This is a genomic window from Sphingobacterium phlebotomi (genome assembly GCF_008180195.1).
GTDB lineage: Bacteria > Bacteroidota > Bacteroidia > Sphingobacteriales > Sphingobacteriaceae > Sphingobacterium > Sphingobacterium phlebotomi.
Genome location: NZ_VTAV01000001.1, coordinates 427,252 through 450,991, shown reverse-complemented (window position 1 = coordinate 450,991; position 23,740 = coordinate 427,252). Strand labels below are relative to the sequence as shown.

At 44.0% G+C, this 23,740-nt stretch carries 15 protein-coding genes; all 15 read right to left on the bottom strand.

Going from position 1 to position 23,740, the window contains the following annotated elements; genetic code table 11:
* Positions 1–18: 18 nt before the first annotated feature.
* From FXV77_RS01610 to FXV77_RS01540, 15 genes are read right to left on the bottom strand one after another with little or no spacing between them, the layout of a single operon-like run.
* Positions 19–1,473 (bottom strand): glycoside hydrolase family 28 protein, encoded by a 1,455-nt coding sequence (locus FXV77_RS01610; RefSeq protein WP_148917470.1) that lies wholly within the window; start codon positions 1,471–1,473, stop codon positions 19–21.
* A gap of 35 nt (positions 1,474–1,508) precedes the next feature.
* A complete protein-coding gene (locus FXV77_RS01605; protein WP_148917469.1) occupies positions 1,509–2,405 on the bottom strand; it encodes a sugar phosphate isomerase/epimerase family protein in 897 nt (298 codons plus the stop codon).
* Between the two features lie 6 nt (positions 2,406–2,411).
* Complete coding sequence (locus tag FXV77_RS01600; RefSeq protein ID WP_148917468.1) at positions 2,412–3,797, bottom strand: alpha/beta hydrolase family protein; 1,386 nt, start codon at positions 3,795–3,797, stop codon at positions 2,412–2,414.
* Positions 3,794–5,356 (bottom strand): sodium:solute symporter, encoded by a 1,563-nt coding sequence (locus FXV77_RS01595; protein WP_148917467.1) that lies wholly within the window; start codon positions 5,354–5,356, stop codon positions 3,794–3,796. The genes FXV77_RS01600 and FXV77_RS01595 overlap by 4 nt, the downstream gene beginning before the upstream one ends.
* A 40-nt stretch (positions 5,357–5,396) precedes the next feature.
* Positions 5,397–6,509: a four-carbon acid sugar kinase family protein gene (locus FXV77_RS01590; protein ID WP_187443971.1), complete on the bottom strand. Its 1,113-nt coding sequence runs from the start codon at positions 6,507–6,509 to the stop codon at positions 5,397–5,399.
* 5 nt (positions 6,510–6,514) lie between these two features.
* Positions 6,515–7,540: a 4-hydroxythreonine-4-phosphate dehydrogenase PdxA gene (pdxA, locus tag FXV77_RS01585; protein ID WP_148917465.1), complete on the bottom strand. Its 1,026-nt coding sequence runs from the start codon at positions 7,538–7,540 to the stop codon at positions 6,515–6,517.
* Positions 7,533–8,471 (bottom strand): dihydrodipicolinate synthase family protein, encoded by a 939-nt coding sequence (locus tag FXV77_RS01580; protein WP_148917464.1) that lies wholly within the window; start codon positions 8,469–8,471, stop codon positions 7,533–7,535. The genes pdxA and FXV77_RS01580 overlap by 8 nt, the downstream gene beginning before the upstream one ends.
* A gap of 1 nt (position 8,472) precedes the next feature.
* On the bottom strand, positions 8,473–9,624 hold the full coding sequence (locus tag FXV77_RS01575; RefSeq protein ID WP_148917463.1) for an iron-containing alcohol dehydrogenase: 1,152 nt from the start codon (positions 9,622–9,624) through the stop codon (positions 8,473–8,475).
* 21 nt (positions 9,625–9,645) lie between these two features.
* Positions 9,646–10,806, bottom strand: coding sequence for a sialidase family protein (locus FXV77_RS01570; RefSeq protein ID WP_148917462.1), 1,161 nt, complete (start codon positions 10,804–10,806; stop codon positions 9,646–9,648).
* 12 nt (positions 10,807–10,818) lie between these two features.
* Positions 10,819–13,557 (bottom strand): alpha-L-rhamnosidase, encoded by a 2,739-nt coding sequence (locus FXV77_RS01565; RefSeq protein WP_148917461.1) that lies wholly within the window; start codon positions 13,555–13,557, stop codon positions 10,819–10,821.
* A gap of 6 nt (positions 13,558–13,563) precedes the next feature.
* The gene (locus FXV77_RS01560; protein ID WP_148917460.1) at positions 13,564–16,344 is read right to left on the bottom strand and encodes a glycoside hydrolase family 2 protein; all 2,781 of its coding nucleotides are present in this window, start codon (positions 16,342–16,344) and stop codon (positions 13,564–13,566) included.
* 15 nt (positions 16,345–16,359) lie between these two features.
* The gene (locus tag FXV77_RS01555; protein ID WP_148917459.1) at positions 16,360–18,183 is read right to left on the bottom strand and encodes a sialidase family protein; all 1,824 of its coding nucleotides are present in this window, start codon (positions 18,181–18,183) and stop codon (positions 16,360–16,362) included.
* Between the two features lie 4 nt (positions 18,184–18,187).
* Positions 18,188–19,108: a glycoside hydrolase family 43 protein gene (locus tag FXV77_RS01550; protein WP_148917458.1), complete on the bottom strand. Its 921-nt coding sequence runs from the start codon at positions 19,106–19,108 to the stop codon at positions 18,188–18,190.
* Positions 19,108–20,526 (bottom strand): glycoside hydrolase family 140 protein, encoded by a 1,419-nt coding sequence (locus FXV77_RS01545; RefSeq protein ID WP_148917457.1) that lies wholly within the window; start codon positions 20,524–20,526, stop codon positions 19,108–19,110. Before FXV77_RS01545 ends, FXV77_RS01550 begins: the two co-directional genes overlap by 1 nt.
* A gap of 9 nt (positions 20,527–20,535) precedes the next feature.
* The gene (locus tag FXV77_RS01540; RefSeq protein WP_148917456.1) at positions 20,536–23,667 is read right to left on the bottom strand and encodes a DUF6298 domain-containing protein; all 3,132 of its coding nucleotides are present in this window, start codon (positions 23,665–23,667) and stop codon (positions 20,536–20,538) included.
* Positions 23,668–23,740: the final 73 nt, after the last annotated feature.

Genomic DNA, 23,740 nt, shown 5'->3' with positions numbered 1-23,740 from the left:
GTTCCGAAGATTGTTATTCTACCGTCGTGTTACCTGTACATGCTCTTGTTTTAACCCCGCCACGTGTACACTGTCGATAGCACATTCCTCGCAGAGCACTTCACTGTTTTTAACCACGAAGTGTTCTGCGTCTTTTATTGCTAGATAATGTTTGCCCTTGGCGTATAGATTAGAAATCTCCACATTCTTCAATCTCGATTCGGGAATACCTTCCACATTGATGCAATGTGTAGCCGACTCGATCAATATATTGTTTATGTTAACATCAGAAAACGCCGGTGTCAATGCATTGACCTCCACAGCAAAGTCTCGACTTGCCTGCTGCCCGACGTGCGTCGCACTTCCCAACATATCCCAACGTAAAGCGGAATGGATGACATTCATCCGGATATTTTCAAACGCGATATCATGTCCGCCACCCCCTCGCGGACGGCGGGTCTTAAAGCGTATCCCCACATCCGTGCCATCAAACGCACAGTCGTGGACATATAGATTTTTAATCATACCCGCTGTTTCACTGCCCAAAGTGATACCACCGTGCCCTTCGCCGGCTAAACAGTAACGTACAACAATATTTTCTGAAGGCTTGCCTGCACGAAGCCCGTCATATCCCCGACCTGCTTTGATAGCGATACAATCGTCGCCCGTATACAGACTACAATACTCGACCAATACATTCTTGGACGATTCAATATCTATCCCATCGCCGCGTGGAATACCCTTAGAATACACCTGTACCCCGCGAATAATCACATCCTCGCAAAAGGTCGGTACGACATTCCAAAAAGCAGAGCGTTCCAAGGTGAGTCCTTCAATAAAGACTTGTTTACAGTTGATCGGCGCGATCATCGCTGGCGGAAAAATAAAATCTGTCGTTTTACCATCGTATATTCGCTGTTCGATAGGTATATCGCTACTTACAATATTTTCTATTACGTCGTGCGTCATCGTCTGCTCGCGTACTGATCCTTCCCCTGGGCCAACCAGTTTTCCCTTGCCTGTAATGGCAATATTCACCGCGTCGTTCGCATAGATACATGCCCCCAGCGAGTATAACTCTATCCCCTCATTTCGCGTATATACCACCGGCAAGAAATCTGCGATTTCACTTTTGAACGTGATCACAGCCCCCTCTTGTAAATGTAGGTTGATATTTGATTTTAATTCAATTCTCCCCGACAGGTAGTCGCCTTCGGTCAACACTAATGTTCCACCTCCTGCAGATGCCAATTGCTCGATGCCTTTCTGGATAACGTCCTCGCCAGGGGATAGCGAATCGATACGTTCCGGAAAGCTGGGACGATTGAAGTCGTACTCAAAATAGGGTGATTGTACAGGCGCAATTACATCCGGCATCACAGCAGCACCGACTTCGTCATATTGTGGCAAGTTGCTATCTAATCTTTCCTGCAAAGAGGTCGAGGCACAAGCAGCACACAAAAGCGCCATCAAACCAATCCATATCGTTTTCATACAATTATAGTTTTTTAAATGGCGATAAGGCCTTTTTATTTTTGAAAAATAGATTTTACATATCTGGTATTTGCTCCGAAATTCTCTTTCACCATACGGGGCGATAGATTTGCATCTCTGGACCGTTCAATCACCAACCACCCTCTCCAGCCCATTTTGTCTAAGGTTTCTTTCACTTTTGCCATATCGAGACGAGTGTTGTTTTCTAACCAAACCCCGTCCTCATCCGTACAGTGAATCTGGCAAATACGTTTTTTTCCTAAAATATTCAACTCCTCAATCAAATCCCGACCTTCTTTTAACGGATCAGAAAAATTAAAGTATATCTGTATATTCTTAGCGCCAATTTCCTTTAACAATTCGACTTCACCACGGGCGTCTAAAGCGGTTTCAATACCGATGATAACTCCAGCTTTTTTTGCCATTGCACCAACGTCTCTCAAACGCTCCACAATCGCCGGTCTTAATTCTGGATTCTTCACTAAATCACCCTGTACGCCTAAAGGCAAAAACGCCACCTTAGCGCCCAGTAGCTGACAGGTCTTCAAACAATCACCTACCATTTGCTTGTATGTAGGTCGCGTTGCAAAAGATTGCGCATAGAAACCCGTCATCGCGACCGAGGCCACTTCTATACCGTATTCCTTTAACTCGTTGCTATAATTTGTTCTAAATGCTTCGTCGAAAAAATTGTTATCAAACGTATCTCGATTGCCTAAGCCTCCCATATCCACTTCCAGCCCGTCGGCACCGATTTCACTAGTCAATTTAACGGCTCCAAGTTTCTGTCTTTTCAAAATCATCAAATCGATGACCGCCACTTTATAACGTTGTTTTTTTGGAGCAAACGCCCAAGTTGATTTTGGCAGCATCAGGGTTGTCGCACCTAAAACAGTTGCCGTTATAAATTCTCTTCTATTTAATGGTTTCATATGGTGTTAATCTTTAAATAGTTTTTCCAAATTTTCATAGCCTTGTATTGCATTGGACGGCAAAAGCTCTCCATTGGGTCCAAAAGCATATAACGTCTTTTCGTCTTCGATGACACAGCCTGACTCGTCGTAATCACCTGCTGCATTTTTTAATCCACTGGTATCTAAGCCAAAATGCTTCGCGATAAAATCATAAACCGGTTTGCGCTTGGAGTAGCCAAAATCGTGACCGTCCTCAGGGAGATGTACGTTTTCCACCAACTCCGTTTTTCCATAGTAGCCATACACTTTCTGGAGGTAAGGAAAATCATGTTGCGGCATGTGAGCCGTCCAATCTTTACCATCGGAGATAACTAACTGCGGTCGAGGTGCTGCCATAGCCGCCAATTCCACATTGTTCGTTCCTCCCGCGCTCCCATGAATCGGCAACCCACTTTCACAAGGACAGCCGCCGTAGAAATAGGAAGACAAAGACACCACAGGTATGCTCAATGTAATGCGATCGTCCAATGCCGTCAGGAGCACCGCGTGGCTTCCCCCACCAGAACCACCACAAATACCCACACGCTGTACATCGATCGTTTTATCTTGCAACATCCAGTCCAATATCCGGATAGCGCCCAACGTCTGCACAGTCAATGCCAAGCTTCTACGATGGTCTTTCGAATCAAACTGCAAGGTCGATTCGCCCCAACCAAAAAGATCGTAGCTTACCGCAACAGCTCCCATTTGCGCGGTCATAGCACAACGGATTTGTGCATCTTTCCGAAAACGATGCCCCCCCCAATGCCCATCCGGACTCAACATCAGCGGTGTTTTGTCTTTTGATTTTAACGGTCTGTAAATAGAGCCGTTAACATACAGCCCGGGCATAATCTCCAGCGCGAAATTCTCTACTGTATAATCCTTAAATTTCCGTTTTTTCGTTACTAAGGGGGCCGATTGTGGCACTGCAGGCATGGGCGACAATTTCACCGCCTTGTACAAATCCGGACGAATCTGCTCCTTCCGCTGTTCCCAACTGTCCTTATCATGATATTGCGATGCCAACTTGTTCAGATAATCCCAACCGTCCTGTGGTTCCCATCGGTAATATTCATATTCTTTTAGCTTATATTTCCCCTCGCCTTCTTTATTTACTTTCAGATCTAGCGGAGCCAATATATTCCGAAGAGTTTCATCCACATCCGTACGGAACCGCCAAGCAGCATAATGTAACCATTTGCCCTCCACTTGATTTTCATCGTATTTGATATGGATATGGTATCGCTCTTCCAAGATACCAATCACGTCCTTTAACGGCATTCGATACCGGTCGTCCGAATCTTGCGCCCGGCTGAAATGGACAAAACAGCATAAGCATACCATGGTAATAACAAAGATTCTATTCATGATTCTATTCCCCTTTCTCGATCAAGTCTGCGGTTTCTTTTCCAACCTTTATAGTATAAATTAGGATCCAATGTGGGTTTTGGAAAGAATAAACTGGCCAGATAGCCAACACCGATAACGACTAAATGGCTATATACCCCGAGCATCATTTTATGATGTGTAAAATTATATTCTCCTAAATCCAACAGAAAAAATGTATTCCCCCGAAATTCAATTTCCGTGCTCGTTAAAAACGCATAAGCCGTAAAGAGGACACACACGATGATAGCAATATTGATCCCTTGCCGATTTGCACGTTCAGTGAAAATCCCCAGCAAGAAGACACCTACAATTCCTCCCGAGAATATAGCGTACAATGTGAAGATAATGCCCAGGATGCTTTCACTACCTAACTCTACATATATGAAGCCGATAAGCATCGAGATAACCCCAGCAATTGCGACCATCCAACGGCTTGCACGCAGGTATTCGTTGTCTACTTTCTCCGGACGGAACTTTTTATAATAATCTTCAATTCCCACCGCTGCCAGCGAGTTGAGGTCGGCGCTGAGGCTACAAATTGCTGCAGAAATCATTGCTGCCAGGATAAATCCCACTACCCCCACGGGCAATTGCGTCATAATAAAATAAGGAAACACACTATTCGGCCCGATATTATCTGGGAGCGGCTGCTGCGTGTAGTATACGAAAAGCGCTGTACCAATAAACATAAAAAGTGACCATACAGGAACTGTTAATAAAATTCCCATTAACGAAGCACGAATCGCCGATTTGTCCGAGCGTGCAGTCAGGTAACGCTGAATGACTGTCTGGTCTGTACCATACTTTTGAATAGCATAAAACATCCCGTTGATGGCCATGACCACGAAAGTCAATCGTGTAAAATCCAGATCATATGGTCCAAACCCGGTCCGCCCGTTCTCGGATGCGACACGCCATACCTCCGGGAGTCCACCATTTACAGAGAAGATAATAACGAGCAAACATAAAATCCCACTGGCAAAGAGCATAAATCCCTGAAATACATCTAACCAAATAACTGCCTCTATCCCTCCTAACAGATTGACAATAACAATAATACTTCCCACAACGAGTATAATCCAATAGGTATTGATATTAGTCATACTCGATAATGCCACCGCCAAGAGATACAATACTGTTCCCATTCCTGAGAACTGACGCAGTACAAATGCAATGGAACTATAATAGCGCGCAAAATTGCCGAAACGCTTTTCAAAGTATTCGTAGGTACTCAGTCCAATCACTTTTCGATAAAGTGGTACAATAAACCACACAGTACCGAGCAGTACAATAGGCACCATCAATCCTTGAACCAGCAATATCCAGTTATTGGCATATCCTTCGGCTGGGTATCCCAGAAAGGTAACGCTACTAATTAAGGTCGCCAATAGCGACATCCCTATTGCCCAAGATGGAACACGTCCTTTCGCAGAAAAATAGGCTTCGGTAGACTTCTGGTTTTTCGCATATCGAAGTCCAAAGTATAACGTAATCAATAAAACGGCTATAATTATTCCGTAATCAAGTATACTTAACATAAGGTTTCTCTCTCGTTATTTGGTCGTCAGCCCGGCTGGGCTAAAATACCCATAAATTTTCTGTCCAAGGATAACTCCCCGGTTTTAATGTTACTGCTAGTGTTACTCCTGGTACATGGTTCCGAATCACGCCCGGCCCATATTCCCGTACGGGCAGGAGCGTATCAATATCCAATACTTCCAACACCGCTCTTGCTGTCGCTCCTCCCTCAATGACGAGCTCCTGCAATGGGCAAGTTTGTTGAACTATACCTACTATTTCTGCCATGCACGCTCTAATCGTCTGCGCATCATGGGAGACTGTTCGTGCTACCGTCAATATCACTTTACCAAATTTCTCTATTTTACCGAGTACATCCATGGCCACTTTATTTTCCTCGCCAATAGATTGCCAATATACCACTTTATTAGCATCAACTTTAGCAATACGCTTGATACTGTTTTCGTGATTGGAACCGCAAACATATAAAATGGGTGATTGTGGCCAGGGTTCCAGATCTTTCGTCATAGGAAGCGCCTTTTTCCGTTGAAGAAGCAAAGCCTCAAAAAAAGCTGCTGCTCCCGCGTAGATTCCAAACGATGTAGCTGTAGATGCCCATTTATGTAAACCTTCTAGATCGTTGACCGCAGCAACGATATAAGGTGATTTTTCTGTCGATAATCCTTGTACATCTTTTACCAAATGCCAATAATCACCTCCAAGTACCTCCAATACACCACTTTTCTCTATGGGAAACTCCGGGTCCTGGGCAAAATCCGTTTCTGCAATCGGCTTACCGTCTACCCAATACCATCCATTATCCTCAATCACACGCCCCAACGTAGGATTTACAGGACAAAACACAACATTATCTTTTTGAAAAGCCCTGCAATAAAACGAAATCTCCGCTGCAATATGTCCACGAAGAGCTGAATCAAATTTCAGGTATATCCAATCCCATTTGAGTATTGGGTTTGTCGAGAACAGTTCTTTCAGATGGGAAAGCGCCTCCTTCTCTTTCAACGACCGTGTATTTGTATTCAGAATCCGAACATCTTTATTTGTTGATGTTTCCAACGTATGTACGATCTCTACCGATAATCCGTGACGCAAGATTATTCCGCCTATTTCGGCGGCTCCTGTCAAATCATCTGCAATTACCAATATCGCCATGCACATTATTTATTCAAAGCCAATTGTACAGCCGATTCAATGGCTAATACCATTGCATCCGGACTTGCCACACCTTTCCCTGCTATTTCAAACGCCGTTCCGTGATCTACAGACGTCCGGATAATAGGCAAACCCATCGTGATGTTCACCCCTTTCACACTATCCATTTGTTTTTTCTCCGCATTCCATTTAAAGCCTGTGAGCTTAAACGGAATATGCCCTTGGTCATGATACATCGCAACAATCCCTCCATAATACCCTGTAGCGGCTTTTGAGAAAAGTGTATCAGCCGGTACAGGCCCTTCTACATCGTAACCACGTTGTCGCGCTTCTTCTACCGCGGGAACAATCTCTTCGTCATCTTCCGTACCAAATAATCCCGAATCTCCGGCATGTGGATTAAGACCCGCTATGCCTATTTTAAGATTGGTTTCCCCCAAACTAACCAGTCCTTGGTGTAGTAATTCCGTCACTTCTACAATACGATCTTTCTTCACTAAATCACAAGCCTGGCGCAACGATACATGAGTAGACACATGAATAACTTTCATATTTTCTTCCACAAGAAGCATAGCGTATTTCTTTGTTTGCGTATAATGTGCATAGATTTCCGTATGCCCTGCGAAATGATGTCCGGCTTCATTTACCGATTTTTTATTTATCGGTCCCGTTACCGTGGCATCTACTTCTCCTTTTAAGGCCAAGTCTATCACCTTTGTAACCGCTTCAAAAGAAACATTCCCCGCTTCTGCAGATATCTCTCCAAATGTTATTTTAGATAGATCCGTATGTTTCAGGTCGAGTACATTTGCTTCTCCGGGTATAAACTCCGCTTCTGCTACTTGCTCGATACTACGGATACGGATAGGGATCTGCAGCAGCGATGCTATTTGTTGAAAGACCGCCGCATCCCCAACTAAAATAGGTCTGCAAATATCTTGCACACGTGTATCCAACAATGCCTTTAATGCGATTTCGGGGCCAATACTCGCCGGGTCCCCCATGGTAATACCAACAATCGGTTTATACATGACTAACTAAATTCAGTTTAATATTGTCCTTTACTATCAAGGCTTGAAATGCCTCCACAATATGCGTTTCTTCCTGTTTTCCCAATGCATACAAAGGTGGCATCATATATGATTCGCACAAGCCCAATTGCTTCATCAATACTTTAAGCGCCCATAATGACTCGCCCAATGATTTGTTGGATTGATACAACGCTCCTAAATCATCGGATTGTTTTTGTAACGCGTAAGCACTTTCCAAATCCCCCTGTTCTACGGCAAGACACATATCCCGGTATATTGCGGGTGCAAAATTAGCTGAACTCGGCACAATTCCATCGCTACCGTTTATCAGCGAATGCGCACACGCTCCCGCCCAGCCCATATAATATTTAAAATCTGTACGGTGTTTCCATAAGTCCAGCGACTGGTCCAACCGTTCCATGTTACGTTCAGAATCTTTCACAGCCACAATTTTAGTATGATGGCTCAGTTTATCCAACAGATTAAGCGGTATAGACATGTGTGTGGTCGCCGGTATATTGTATACGATCAGATCAGGTGCAATCGCCTCTGCTAAATCCAGGTAGTACTTTTCTATCTGTGTATCCGATAGTTTATAATAGGTGGGTAACGTAGCCGCCACTTCGGAAATACCTAAATTGAATGCCAAATTAGCAAACGATATGGAATCTTCCAGAATATTGGATGAAATCCCCACATATAGCTTTTCACCTTCCGGCTTATTGACGACAGCTGCTCTTAGGTATTCTTCTTTAAAGGTATTGGACAGGGATGCTGATTCGCCTGTAGTTCCTAAAATAAAGGGCGTGGCACCCTGAGCGTACAAATACGAAAATATCCGAGCCACAGCATCTTGGTCCAAACTCAAATCCTTTTTCAGTGGCGCAACGACTGGTACAATAGTCTCTTTCTTTCTTGTTATCTCTTTCATTTTAGTAAGCAGCATTAAATATCGATATGGCATCTTGCAATGTAATTTCTCTGGGGTTGTTGACCAACAACCGTGTAATTTTCATGGCATCCTCTGCCATTTGAGGGATAGCTTCTTTGGGGATCTCCACATCGCGTAAACGAGCAGGGATACCACAGGCATTAATCAAAGCCCTTATTTTAGCAATACCAGCCCGGGCAGTTTCTTCGTCGGTAGCTAAACGGTCGCACCCTAATGCAATAGCCACTTCAGCATACTTTTTTGGTGATGCTACATAGTTATATTCCATCACATAGGGCAATAATAACGCATTGGAAAGCCCATGTGCCAAGTGAAACATGCTTCCCAGCGGATAAGACAGGGCGTGTACAGCAGCCGTGTTCACTGGTCCTAAACAGAAGCCGCCCAACATACTTCCCATCGCCACTTGATATCTCGCTTCTTCATTCGTCCCATTACGAACAACTTCTTCCAAGTTTGCTGCAATTAAACGCATACCCTCATAAGCATACATATCGATAAAAGGCTGTGAAAATTTATTGGTGTAAGCTTCCAAGCAATGTGTTAACGCGTCCAGACCGGTAGCGGCTGTAATAGCAGGTGGCACACCGATCGTAAGCAAGGGGTCTACATAAACCTTATCTGGAACCAAGTAAGGGCTGATGACACCCTTTTTCTGATTTTCGTCGTCTACCAGAATAGCATTAGGAGACACTTCACTTCCCGTGCCGGATGTCGTCGGCACGCAAATAAGCGCCTTATTTCGTCCATTTAACATACCGTTTCCTACAATTTCCTCCAACGATTGTGTATTATCCAACTGTGCAGCGACCAATTTCGCCACATCCAATACACTTCCACCTCCGATACCGATAACCGCTTCTACAGAGAAAGACGTCAGTGTTTGCAACAGTTGTTTGACATCCGAAAACGACGGTTCCTGCTCGATACTGGTATCGACAACCACTTCTATATTATTTCTTTCCAATGCTGCTGTAAAATCAGTTAACTGATCCAACAATGGCTTAATCGTCATGATAACGACAGTTTTGTATCCCTGTTCCACAACATCTTCGGTTAACTGCTGCAGCACACCATTTCCAAAAATCAATTTCCCTGGAAAGCTAACCTGTAATATCCGATCTATTGACATACTTTAATTTCGATAATCTACTTACTCTTCTTCTGCTTTATAGGTTTCTAATGTAGGCAGCTCATATCCTTTTACTTGAGGCCAAACACCGTTCTTTATTGCTCTTTTCTTTAATTTCTTAGGATTCACAACAACATGCTTCATCTTTTCCCTTCGCCAGGTATAAGCAAAATGTAACAGACCATCGCTTGTCTGTATAACTGCGGGATAGGAGTACTGACTGATCGGTGAGTCTTCCAGGATCAATACCGCATCCCATTTCTTTCCATCTTTCGAGATAGAAACATTTAACGGTGTACGTGGACCTTTCGGATTCTCCGGTGGAGGCAAAACATGATTGTACACCAACACATGCGTCCCATTTTTCATCGTCACCGCGTCGGTACCGGAATTATTGTTTGGTAACGTTGATTTACGTAGAGGTGTCCAGGTTTCACCGTAGTCATTCGACCATGATTCCACCAAAGCCCAATTACGGCTCCTTGCCAAAATTTGTAATTTACCATTCCCATGATCCAACACACTAGGTTGAATCGCATTGATATCATCCTCTCCTCTCGCAATCGGTCCAACCTTACGCCAGGTCTTTCCGAAGTCGGATGTAATTTCAAAATGAATATTCCAACCGTTTCCTTCGGTGCTGGTTGGGCAAATCAAATTGCCATTGCTCAACAAAACAGGTTTATTCTTGATGGGACCCAAAAATCCTTCAGGAAGTTTTTCGGCTTCCGACCAGGTTTTTCCACCATCTGTAGAGCGCTTTAACATCCCCCACCATTCAGAAGGCTTTGGCCCGACTTTATAGAATAACAATAAGTCACCATCTGGAATTTGATACAATACCGGATTCCATGTCGGCAATCTGCTATCGTCTTCCTGCACACCATCAGCAGCCGATTGCGGTGCTGTCCATTGCCCATTTTCATATCGACAGATGTAAATTTCTACATCGGGATGGCGTTCATGCGTACCGCCGAAGAATGTGTACACCAAGTTTCCTGCCGTTGTTTCGACGATGCTGGCAGAATGACAAGACGGGAAAGCGGCCTTATCGTAAATAAACTCATCTTTTACGATACCTTTCTGCCATTTATGCAAGTCATTTTTTTGCTGTGCTGACGCACTTGATACAAGTGCAAGACATAGAAGAAAAGTATGTATAGCTGTTACATGTAAATTCATATACTTCGTTATTTAAAATGTAGATAAAAGCCGATATGTCCCCGAGCCCAGTTCTATCAGTACCCGTCCGTTCTCTTGTCCTATCACCTTTATTTCTTTATTTTCTACAATCGGTTTTCCTTGCTCGCGAATGGATTTGATCTCTTTAGCGGGTATATATACCTGTGCATTTGCGTTGACCGGAATCGTTATATCCCATTCAAACGTATCTTTTTTACGTTTCCAGGAAGAGGTAATTATACCGTATACACTTTTATGGCTCGCATCCACATGTTCCAATCCATTGATCAATTCCGGTTTCATAACAATCGTTCGGAATGCATTATCCTTCGATTTAATTCCCGCCAGATGCTCGTAATACCACACCAATAGATCGCCTAGCATCATGACGTGGTTTTGAGAGTTCATCCGCGGATGGGCTGTATTCCCGTTCCACAATTCCCATATCGTTGTCGCACCATTCTCCAGCATATAACCCCACGAGGGATAGGTGGTATTCGTTGCCAATTTGTACGCCAAATCAGCACGTCCTATGTCCGTTAGTGTACGCATAATCCATTGCGTACCCACCAGTCCGGTACTCAAATGATCGTTATTTTCTTTTTCGATAATCTCGACAATTCTATGCCCTAGCTTCTCTTTCTCATCTTCTTCAACCAGACCAAAATACATCGCCAGTAAATTCTCCGTCAATGTATTTTTACCGTAGTAACTAGCTTGATTATAGAATCTTTTATTAAAGTCCTTCTTCATTTTGGCGGCACGATTTTCAAATCCTACGCGGTCTTGGCTATTTCCTGTATATTCGGAAAAACGGGCCATTACCTGTAACAAATGATAGTAGTATGCTGTGGATATGAGGGGATTCGGACGTTTGACATCCGCACTCTTACCACGTCCTTCCTCAATCGTTGCCGGTGGCGCACACCAATCGCCATAGCTGTCCTTGGTGATGATACCCTCATCATCCATGTAGAGCGCCTGCATATACTGCATCCATTTCTTCATGGCCGGATAATGTTGTTCCAGTACACGTACGTCCCCCGTCTGTTGGTATAACATATCCGCCACAATCAAGTATGTACCGGGCCAGGTCATATTATCGCTATAATACCGCCAAAAAGCCGGTGCAACATCGGGGATAGCCCCATCCTCCTTTTGGGACAAGCGAATATCCTCCAACCATTTGCTATAGAAATTTGCGTTATCAAACAGGAAGTTTTCGCCATAGGCACTACCTGGTCGGTCACCCAACCAAGCTTGACGCTCGTTACGTTGCGGGCAATCCACCGGAATACTTTTGTAGTTCGAGGCAATTCCCCACCAAGCATTCGTATGAATCTGATTCAATAACGCATTGGAGGAGGTAAATGCCCCCACAGTCTCCATTTCATCATATACTAACCGTCCGATAAATTTGTTCACGGTCGCTTCTCCTGGATAACCTTCTATCTCTACATACCGAAACCCATGATACGTAAAGCGAGGTTCCCATTCCTCTACACCACCGCCTTTTAAAACATACACATCTGTCGCCTTCGCAGCGCGTAGATTGTCTCGAAAAAGTGTACCATCTTCATTTAGGGATTCAGCAAAACGCAAGGTCACTTTCGTTCCTTGTTCACCCTGCACACGCATTTTCACCCAACCCGAAAAATTCTGTCCATAATCAATAATATACTTACCGTATTTCGGTGTGATGGAAACCGGTTTAAGGTCTTGCATCACTTTCATGTTGTTGTTGATCTGTGCTTCGTAGTTCCCTCCCGGCTCTTGTACATACTCGGCTCTTTTCCATGTAGCATCATCGTATCCCACCTTCGCCCAATCTTTCAATTCCTTACGGGCATCATATATTTCCCCGTCGTATTCGTTATTGGATATGATGGGGCCGTTTGTCGTCCCTTTCCACGTATCGTCCGTATGAATGGTTTGTCGGGAGCCATCCGTATAGGTGATGCGGATCTGCATCTGCATTTTGGGAAAACCGAAGTTCTTCACCTTGTATGGTTTTTCCTGCCGTATGGCGTAATAACGTCCATTACCTAAGATCACACCCAACGTGTGTTTTTCTCCATTTAGTAATTCGGTGATATCAAACACATTGTATTTTACATTTTTGGTATAATCGGTTAAGCCGGGAGCCAACACTTGATCGCCCACTTTATGGCCATCGATATACAACTCATACAAACCGAGACCCATGATATACGCAGTTGCTTCCTGCACTTCTTTTGTGATGGAAATCTCCTTTCGGAAATAGCGCGCACTGAGATAGCCGGCCTCTTTATCGTCGCTATCAAAGTAGCCATCAAACCCAATCCAACGTCTATTCCAATCCTTGTAATAGAGCAGACCTACCCGCCACGAGGCTGATGCGGACCAATCAGATTCCCCTTTATTGGTATAGACTTTTACTTTCCAGAAGACCTCCGTATCACTTTTTAAAGCTTTTCCATCAAAGAATACGGCGATTGAATTATCGGATTCCGTTTTACCCGAATCCCATAGGTCTCCTACATTTTGTGCCAGCTTTTCTGGTGATGACGCCACGAGGATATGATACGCGGTTTGCACCACATTGCGGGCATCCGCCTGTATTTGCCAACTCAACCTTGGGTTCATTTTATCAATACCCAACGGATTGGTTAGCAATTCACATCGCAGAGCGTCCACACTTGGCTGTGCAAAAGCTGTTACGCTTAAAAACAACCAAACGATCAATCCTGTTATCTTCACCTTACTTTTCATTGTTCTTTATTGTTGCACCGAAAAATCGAAATACAGCACCATGTGCAGTGCACGGATTGGTTCTTTCTCAAAATCATAATACACGTGCTTCATACCCATTGGCCCGGTCGTTTCCGGTTTTTGTGTCTTTGTACCGATTGCGGAAATACCATTCATAAACGAAATATCGCCGTTGGGAAAAGTCGGTTCCATATTTTTCCAGTCGGTGTCCTGTTGTTCTCTCGGCGTAAACAACCGCAAGAACACATCTTCCCTATCGGTGAACACATAGAACGACTGCTCGTCCGTTATAAATTTCGTCCAATACATATTGCTGTGATATCCCTTAAATTCTGGATATTCAAATGGAATTTCACCCGTTGCCGCGTCGTTATAATCTTTCTTCCACACACCAAATTGATTTCCTTTCATCCGGTTTTTCCACACCCGGTAAGGTCCCATGCCCATGTATTCTACACCCTTCATTTTATCTTCCGGAAAAGAAAAGTTGACACCGACAAATTTGGTGAAGTATTCCTGTGGGAAGTATTGCACATGCATTTTCACCTGTCCCGATGGGTAGATCTCCCACGTCAACGTATTATAACTTTCTTTTTTATCGAATGTAGAAGCAATGACGACTTTATCCTCTTCCCGCTTGAGTGTAAAATTCTTGAAGTTGGTGACGGCTTCCTGTATCGTCGGACCATTGTTAAAAGGGATAACACCTTTTGCATTTTTTGCCTCTTCCAATAAGCCGTTTTCTTTGTTAATGTCTACCGTAATCCCGTTTGCAGAAACCACATAACTGGAAGCTGTTTCTTCCACGTTTACTGCTTCCCCCGTTGTTCGCAGAAGATGCTCTGCCACTTGGTTCGGGCGACTGATCGGAAAGCTCCATGTATAAATTTCCAGATCATTTACGTCCTTCGCAGTGATATACAATACATCATAGTCTTGCCAATCTGTCGGAAAGTCAACTTTTAAAATACCTGGGTGATAGGGTTCGATAGCAGGTGCATTGATTGTCCCGGTTGTACTCCCCTTGTCTTCCCCATACTGTCCTAGCTTCTTTAGCTCATAACTGAACGAACATTGGTTAATATTCGTGAAGGCATACCGGTTTTCGATATGAAATGCGCCATCAAATCCGGCGGTCATTTCTCTCTTCTCGAAGAAAACAGGACTCCAAACCTCTTTAATTGTATAGAAACTACCCTCTTTTTCATAATAAGGGCCGACAATGCCGTCGGCACCGTGATTACCATCGGTATCGATGATATTGTTTTTATCCGTTCTTACCAGACCTTGATCTTGAAAATCCCAAAGGAAGCCACCGGCAGATAGTGGATTTGCCCACATGGCTTTCCAATAATCCTCGATTCCTGCACCATGACCACCATCCCACATACCGTGTAAAAATTCGGTTGGCATTACAATATTATGTCCGTGGTCATACGTACCGATACCGTAATTATATTCCCGGTAATGGGTTGTTTCAAAACCGCCGTACACTGCCCAAGGATAAATTAATGGGCGTTTTTGCATATCGTAAGCAAAAAAGATACTATCTAGCTCTGGATTGTGTCCGCCTTCGTTGCCGTTCGCCCAGAAAATAATCGACGGGTGATTCTCTGAAACCACCATCATCTCTTTTAGAAGTTTCGTGCCTGTTGGCGTATCGTAATAGCCATGCCATCCACCAAGCTCATTCATCACATACAAACCCAAAGAATCACACACTTCCAGAAAATGGTTGTCCGGCGGGTAATGTGCCATTCGGACAGCATTCATATTCATTTCCTTCATCAGCTTCACATCGTGGATACTGATTTCTTTGCTGGTTGTACGTCCCGATTCCGGATGAAAAGAATGTCTGTTGACACCTTTAAATTTGATTTTCATCCCGTTTATGTAGACGCCGTCCCGTTCCTTTACTTCGACCGTCCTGAAACCAAATTTCTGTGTCTTCTCCTGTATTTTTTTTCCATTTTTTAAGAGAGAAATGTGTGCTTGATAAAGATGTGGAAATTCGGAAGACCATAAATCAGGATTAGAAAACTGACCTTTCAGTTCCGTTTTATTTCCCTGGAAACGAGCGGATAGGACGTTGCCATAAGGTTGTCCATTAGCGTGGCTAAGCTGCACTTGTATTTCGTCTGCATCACCTTTTTTTTCCACGATAGATCTGAATTGACCATCTGCTTTGGCATCGATTGATACGCGATGAATATGGCTTTGTGGTAACGCTTCCAGATATACAGGGCGATAGATACCCCCAAATACCCAATAGTCGGCTTCCCGTTCTGCCGCATTCACTGATTTATTTTCCGAATGCTTCGCGACAGTCACTTCCAATAGGTTTTTCCCTTTGTAGTTTAATAGCTTTGAAATATCGTATTTAAAGACATAGAAAGATCCTTGATGAATCTCTCCGGCGGACTTCCCGTTTACTTTGACTTCTGCATCTGTCATCACGCCTTCAAACACGAGGTTTATAACCTGTCCTTTCCAAGCCTTATCAACGGTAAATGTATACTTATACAGCCCTTTTTCTTTCCCTTTCTTTTCTTCTTTATCAAATCCGTAGTTGTATTTGCCAAAGCCCTGCAATTCCCAGTTGGAAGGCACCGGAATTTTCGACCATTTCCCCGCGTTCATTCCTTCGGTTACGAAAAAGTCCCATAATATCCCATCATCTTTTCCCTTTCCCGACAGGTATTTCACTTGTGTTGTTTGCGCACTTAAAAAAGAAATACCCATCAGCCACAAGCACAACATCCATACGTATCTAAAATTACTCTTCATTTTCTCGGTTATCCGTTAATTCAATTTATCTGCTTGAAATAGTGAGATCGCATACGCAGCTTCTTTATCTACGCCATCCGCATCTTCCACATCAAAATCTTGATCCGTTGGTGTATCGGCATCCGGATATCGGCGTACATCTCCCGTCCGGAAGGATACACGACTGATCTCACTGACCGGCTGGAAAAACAACCGTGTTCCTTTTTTCGTTCCATTGATGCTGACTTGATACGATCGTGTGTGCACATCTACTGTTAACACGATATCATAGGTTTTTCCTGCTTCATAGGATTGTACTCCAGACATCCGGTAACCGGCTTTATTCTTCATCTGCCCGTCGGCATCGAAAACAAGACGTGCTGCTGCCTGCCCTACATCATTGACCAATTCAATTTGCAGATTACCGTGGTCAGCTTGCTGTGGTGTAACCGTAAAAGCGATTTTAACCTTCTCCGATGCCTCAATTACCCGTTCTGCTTTCGCATAATCAAACTTATCCTTATCCCTTAACATCAGGGCATTGTTTTCCAACTTGACCGACGCCCATAGTGGGCTATAAATATTCCATTTATTAAATGTTTCGGTTGCATTGCCGGAAAAATCATCGTGAACATTTCCTGCTACTGTCGATGTAATCGGAACGGGCACTTTTGCTACCCACATATCTTCCTTATTCACACTGTACGTCACCCACATATTATTATCTGGTGGCACTCCGTTTTCTTCCTGTATGCCTCTTGGATATTGCGGACCATATGATTTATAGTTGCCGCCATAGCGCATCGTGGTGATTTCACCGTTAATCAAGAGCAAATCTGTATAGGTTAAGCCATTGTCGCTTGTCGACACCGCTAAAGGCCAACGAAACTCTGACGGGTTGTAAACGGTGGCAAAGCGATTGTCAGCTGTCCGTTGGCCCCATATTTTAGCATTACTGTTTACAAAACCGGGGGCACGCAAGGGGTCGTATGCCCAAGTTTTGCCTTTATCTTTACTGACCGATGTCAATGCGTGCTTCCACATACCGACCACATCACCGTTGTCTAATGTATAGTAAGCGAAGGCTTTCAAAGGACGTTGGAAAGGTATCAAGGGGTCGTTGCGATCCGCTTCCTCGACCCATTGCTGCATCATTAACGGTTGTTCCATCAACTCGTTACAGGCTGCAACAAAAGCCTTATCCTTGCTTTTGGTATAAAATGGAAATTTTGCTAGCTTCTGATCAAACGATGCATTGAAACGAATAAAATAAATCGGACCAAACGAACCGTCTTTTTTTATTTCCCTAACCACCCGACCAATACCATTGCCATCGTTCGGATCATCCTTCGCATCCAGTGCAACACCGTAGTACCCTATCGTCAGCAATTTGCCGTTTTTGGCGGTGTAAAAACCCATCCGCTGGTGCATAATCGCATACAAATCTTTCCCAGCTTTATCGGTTCTGCCCGGTTTACTAAAACCTTCCGGCACGAGATAAGGCGGGAATAGCTCTATCGGGTTTGACCACGTATAGCCATCTTTGGAGGTTTGAAGCGAGGTTTTGCCCTCGGCAACGTGTTCACCCACCGGATTGCTCAGAAATTGTAGATAATAAGTATCATTCCAATAGGCCAAAAACGGCTGGTGATTATAGGTAAAATTCAGTCCGCCTGCACGTTCGGGAAAAGCTCTATTCGCCCGAAAGGTCTGTATATTGTGTGTACCGACAGCAGGTTTTAGTTGTCCATGGTGATAGTCTACATTGGATAAGGTCTTGCCGACGTACATCATCGTGTCCTGCGCCGTGGCGTAATAGGAGGCACATAATAGCGTTATACCTAATATCGTTGATCTCATTTTCTTATTTTTTTTCCTTTAACAACCTTTTCAAATCCTTTTTGGAGGCTTTGAAGATCGTTCCATGTTTATGTCCTTCCGGAACGCTAATCTTATCGTTCGTTTTTTTGAACGTTTTAAAATCTTTGGTCGACACAGCTTCATAGCTTTTGCTGCCATACGAGTCAAAATAGATTAACCATTCATCGTCTACTTTGATGACACTAGGTCCTTCTGTTTTAAAGTCAGAATACGGCTCCGAAACATTTTCGTAGGGTCCTAATGGATGATCGGCAAAAGCAACTTTCAAATTTCGATTAGGCCGGGTATTGTCTTTTAGCACCAGTACATAATCATCTTTATCTTTCTTAACAATCACCGCATCAATAATACTGAATCCGGGATCTGCAAAAAGTTTCGTTTCCGTAAACGTTTCGAAATCTTGGGTTGTGGTGTAATACATCCGATGGTTATTTCTTTCTTCTTCTTCCCCTTTCGGAAAGCGCTCCGGAATAGTCGATGCCCAGATAATAATAAACCGGTCTTCGTCCTCGTCATAGAATAGTTCCGGCGCCCATATATTAACCGTAGTCGCTTCATGCTCCATAACCGGTACGATCTTTTTATTTTCCCAATGGATAAGATCTTTAGAAGAAGCGTATCCGATACCTTCATTCCCCTGCCAGCCGATGGTCCATACCAGATGATACACTCCATCTTTACCACGCACCATCGAAGGATCCCGCATGATTTTTTGCTCACCCAATTCGGGCTTTAGAAAGATACCCTCAATCGCTTTCCAGGAATAACCATCTTCACTGTACAGATAGCGCAGTCCTTCATCTGCAGGCTCACGAAAAGAAGTAAACATATAGACATCCCTTTGGCATGAAGCCAATAGGGATGCTACTAACACAACAACTAAAAGTTTTAAATTCGCCTTCATTACAAACTATCTAAAATCAGCACCCAATCGTTTCCATCCTTCTCTTCACCCTCGGGCTTAAACGTTTGTACACCTGTATTTTCTACCTCACCAATAACCGTTTCTTCTCCATTGCGCGGATTGAACCAGGAGGCTTTTACTTTATCACCTTCAATTTTCCCCATATTGATTTTCATCTCCTTACCGCTATAATTGTAGATAAAGGCGTAATTATCTGTCCGCGTCGCTAACAAGCGGCTATATTTCTCTCCATTTTCCGCAACCAGCGTTTGGTCTGGAATTCTGTCAAAATAGGCATCTCTGGACAACATCAAATCTTTTAAGTATTGCATTTGCGACGCACCCGATGCGTTTAACCCTTCTGTCCACAGTTCCGTTGATCCGTAAGCGGTGGTAGAATCGGTCGCGGAATGCATCTGCATCACCGAATTTTGTCCATACGTATATCCGAAAGCACCGGCAAATACGGACCAATATCCGTATCGGCGCACATCGTGGTCCTGCCAACGGGGTTCTTTGATATCATGCAGACCTTGCGGAATACCTTCATACGACGGTTCGCCATCGATGGTAGGTTTTACGGGATCTAGCGCCCAGTCTACCTCCATAAACCGCCAATTATCTTCACCGTAATGTTTCTTTTCGTTACTCGATGTGTCCTGGTCATATCTTCTGTGACCAGACTGCACCATGTTAAAATCTAACCAGGGTTCGTTATGGAACCAATCCGAAGAAGCGGTTCGACCTCGTGGATGGAATGTCATTAGATGATCTGGATCGATGGCTTTAATGGTTTTTCCCATTTCTAACCAAACAGCCGTAGAATCGGATCCCGGAATATCACCACCATTCAACCAGATGATATTGGGTTTATCTTTCCAACGCTCGGCTAGAAAAGTAGCATATTTCGTTGTTTGTTCAACGGAAACTTTACCGTCTTTTACCGGCGATCCCCATACAGGTACAAGCGCCATGTAAATCCCTTTTTCGGCCGCTTTATCAATAATGTAGTCAATATGATCCCAGTAATCATATTCCTCAGCTACTTCGGGGTTATTGCCTTCTGTAACCAATGGCCGTGAAATATCCTTATTCACCATAGACGAATCGCCATACACATTGACAGAGGGCACCGTATGTAACACCATCGCCTGTACCACATTGAATCCTTTTTGTTTCCGGTCTTCTAGGTACTGCTCTGTTTCTTCCCTATCCAATTTATTGAACAATAACCAACCTGTGTCGCCAAGCCAAAAGAACGGTTTCCCTTCATCGGTGGTCAAATATCTTCCGTTTTCCGACACCTTCAATGCAGGCATTCCCGTAGATGATGCTTCTTGATCAGAAGTAGAAGTACAGGAAGAAAATAGGGCTCCTGCAAATACAAACGGCAATAATTTTTTACGAATAGACTTCATATTATTATTTTATTTCTTGGTTATCCAGATAATCTCTGGGGCATTTTTAAAATTCTTTATCGTTACGTTCTGTCCCGTTTTGACTTTCTCTGATGCCAAAATAGCACCGGTTTTAGGATGAATATGGTATACATTGTAATTTCCCTTCCATGCGGTTAAATCCACTTGTACAGGCTTCTTATCTGAGTTATAAAAGATAGCGGCATCTTTTCCCTGTAATGCCCATACACCCTGTTGCACTTCTGTTTGCATAGCGGCGGCTTCTTTGTAAAAATCGACATGTGCTATCTGTGGCAGGTTTGCCATCGACCCGCCAGCCATAAACACCGACCATGCTTGCTCGGGGTAGCTATTGCTGTTATAGATCACCGCTTTGTCTGGGAATTTCGTCCGGTACTCAGAAACCGCGCGATATACCTGCTCCGCCGATGTTCTTTTCGATTTCATCTGACGCGCATGTTGACGCGGTGCTAAGTTCGCTCCTCCTGGCGGCGCATAGGCCTCATCATCTTCTTGGTAATACCAATAACGGATATCAATTACCTGGATCTCTTTTACTCTTTCTGTGTCGGCTAATATAGCGTCCTGCACATCCTTCGTGGCACTCAGTCCGATAAGGGGACTGTAACCCGTTTCCGCTTTCCATTCCTTAATTACGTCAATCCAAAATTCAACAAAATGCAAAGGCCCCGTGTATTCCGCGCTGATCAAGTGGATGACACCTGTATTTTCTTTGAAGTTTTCTAAACATTGGCGGATATACGCCCGATGTAACTCGCGCCGTACAGGATGGGAAACATCATAAAATTGTTCCGCCATAAAAATTCGCTTATCACCAGCATACGGTACAGGTTCGGGAAAGCCGACGTTATTTATATTATTCGCTGTACGCCAAGGGAAATCGGTGTAATGTGCACCAGCCTCTAGAATATTGTGCTGAAAATAGTTTTGGTGCAGCAATACCAATCCTTTTTGGTCCGCCAAATCCGCAAATTGCTTTAAACGGCTCCAATAAAAAGGGTTGTATTTCGTTAAATCATATTTCGATAGACCATCGTACGCTAGCCCTTGTCCGCTTCGCGCAAAAGGCAATTCGTAAAATGGTGGCCATACATCGCCATCCATACGTCGAATACGCTCGTGGTCATCTCTTCGTCTATCGTACCAAAGCCCGTAATTATGATCCATGCTCAATACGTTTTTTGCCACCATACTATCCACCACTTCGTGGAGGTCATCGGTCAGCCCCGTTCCTATTTCTCCCGGAACATAACGCGTAATATGGGGCTTTGCATTTTTTAAACCTAGCGGACGGATATTACCGTTCCACCACTGCACGTCATTCTTAAAACCAACCAGGATCTCATTACCTCGCACCAGCCAACCGTTTAGGATCGTCATATCCGGAGCTTTTATGATTGCTGCGGGCTTCGGTATATCTTTCTCCGCCAACAACCTTACACCTTTCGTTTCTATATCCAAAGGCTGGCGTTGTGCAGCTTGGCTGATAAAATCCTTCAACTGTAAAGGTAATTCCTTTGCTATTTCCGTCAATTTCTGTGCTACGGCTATCGTCGGACTACTGGATGCATCGGTTAACATAGGTAATAATATGCGCCTCTCTTTGGCATGATCTCCCATACGTTCCTCCAGTTGCGCATAATATAAGCTTCTAGGATTGATGTGACTGTTAGACTCTGTCCAGTAAGCATCGCCTTGAAATTGTGCCCAAAGACCAAATCCCCAATTCTGCGCAGTAGGAGGCTGAACACTTTCTATCATTGCTGCCGTACACTGCCAAAACACGCTATTTGCCGCTGTCCAGCCTGCACCCTTTCCGTCCTGGCCCCGGTTTTTGTAGCTCAATGCCTGCGCATCAATGTCAACAACATCGAACAACACACCCGAGGCCCAGCTATCTATCGCCCCGCTAAAACTGTGCGGTTCTACTGCCTGGCACTGCACAAAGGCATTTGGCCCTGCTGCGACAAAACCGACAGCAAAATCATGATATCCTTTCTCGGAATATAGACGTTGAAACAACGTTTGCTGCCCACGCGTAAAAAAAGTATATCTTCGCTGTCCTCCGATTTCAGACACCGGATCTCGCGAGATACAATCTTCCACGGTCAGTTTACTCGCCGTTTCCTGCGCATATACAGCCGAACCGGCAAAATGGCGAAATTGCATACGACGAACCCAAACATTCTGTGCATTTTCCACAGTGATCGCCATCCATCGGTGATCTTCATCTTTCGGATTCTTCGCGTCAAAGGTAGATTCCAACTGTATATTTTCTATACCAACCTGTTCAATTCTACCACTCCATGTATATTTTTGTACGATCCCGCCACCAAAACGTCGGTCTAATGCCGTCGTGAGCGGTGCATCTATTTCAATCTCATGACCAACTATTCGAACGATAGTACGATCCCAAGTCGTGTTCCAACCATCTGGTTTCCAACCTAAAAATGACATATCTCCGCCAAATTCGGTTGCCTTCAACGCTTTAATCCATTCCTCCGTAGCCGGACGCGTGACCATAATCCGATCACCCACTTGGAGACCATTGGTGTTATTCAAACGGAAAGTTCTTGCATTCACCGGGACATATTCCTCCTGCACCTGCCGTTGCCCTTCCCGCACCATATCACGTTTTCCTGCGATACGAATCAAGGTTTCTCGAGTCTTGCCTTCACCTATCAATACGGTACCATTTTCTGTAAAACCCGAACCTCTCAACACGACACCCGAAGTATGCAATTTTAAGGATCCAGACAGGACATATTCGCCAGGTTGCAACAGCACAGCACCTCGCAAGCCTTGTTTATCTAAAGGCAATTGCGAAACATAATCAATAGCAGCTTGAATGCGAGTCGTGGCATCCCCCTCTTCTATCGGTACAACGATTTTCACAGAGGCTTCCGGGATGGCTTTATTACCGCCTTCGTAACCCGCATAGGAAAAGTCGGGAATACGATTGCCCAGGGAATCTGCCTGATAAATTAATTTCCCTTCTTTCCAAAGCAGTGGATCATGTCCTTTTTGCGCATATCCTACAAAATAGCCAGCAACAAGCAAGACAACGACAAACAAGAATCTGCCTTGAAATAATGGACTATATGTATGTTTAGTGTTCATATCCCTTATGCAAACATAGTCAAACAGGTCAGGCTATGTTTGTAGTATTTTCTCTAGCTATTGTATCATTTTA

Excerpts from the sequence above, each read along its gene's own strand:
- FXV77_RS01580 (WP_148917464.1), bottom strand. The coding sequence starts at position 8,471 with ATGAAAGAGATAACAAGAAAGAAAGAGACTATTGTACCAGTCGTTGCG.
- FXV77_RS01610 (WP_148917470.1), bottom strand. The coding sequence starts at position 1,473 with ATGAAAACGATATGGATTGGTTTGATGGCGCTTTTGTGTGCTGCTTGT.
- FXV77_RS01600 (WP_148917468.1), bottom strand. The coding sequence starts at position 3,797 with ATGAATAGAATCTTTGTTATTACCATGGTATGCTTATGCTGTTTTGTC.
- FXV77_RS01575 (WP_148917463.1), bottom strand. The coding sequence starts at position 9,624 with ATGTCAATAGATCGGATATTACAGGTTAGCTTTCCAGGGAAATTGATT.
- FXV77_RS01570 (WP_148917462.1), bottom strand. The coding sequence starts at position 10,806 with ATGAATTTACATGTAACAGCTATACATACTTTTCTTCTATGTCTTGCA.
- FXV77_RS01590 (WP_187443971.1), bottom strand. The coding sequence starts at position 6,509 with ATGGCGATATTGGTAATTGCAGATGATTTGACAGGAGCCGCCGAAATA.
- FXV77_RS01550 (WP_148917458.1), bottom strand. The coding sequence starts at position 19,108 with ATGAAGGCGAATTTAAAACTTTTAGTTGTTGTGTTAGTAGCATCCCTA.
- FXV77_RS01595 (WP_148917467.1), bottom strand. The coding sequence starts at position 5,356 with ATGTTAAGTATACTTGATTACGGAATAATTATAGCCGTTTTATTGATT.
- pdxA (WP_148917465.1), bottom strand. The coding sequence starts at position 7,540 with ATGTATAAACCGATTGTTGGTATTACCATGGGGGACCCGGCGAGTATT.
- FXV77_RS01555 (WP_148917459.1), bottom strand. The coding sequence starts at position 18,183 with ATGAGATCAACGATATTAGGTATAACGCTATTATGTGCCTCCTATTAC.
- FXV77_RS01560 (WP_148917460.1), bottom strand. The coding sequence starts at position 16,344 with ATGAAGAGTAATTTTAGATACGTATGGATGTTGTGCTTGTGGCTGATG.
- FXV77_RS01545 (WP_148917457.1), bottom strand. The coding sequence starts at position 20,526 with ATGAAGTCTATTCGTAAAAAATTATTGCCGTTTGTATTTGCAGGAGCC.
- FXV77_RS01605 (WP_148917469.1), bottom strand. The coding sequence starts at position 2,405 with ATGAAACCATTAAATAGAAGAGAATTTATAACGGCAACTGTTTTAGGT.
- FXV77_RS01540 (WP_148917456.1), bottom strand. The coding sequence starts at position 23,667 with ATGAACACTAAACATACATATAGTCCATTATTTCAAGGCAGATTCTTG.
- FXV77_RS01565 (WP_148917461.1), bottom strand. The coding sequence starts at position 13,557 with ATGAAAAGTAAGGTGAAGATAACAGGATTGATCGTTTGGTTGTTTTTA.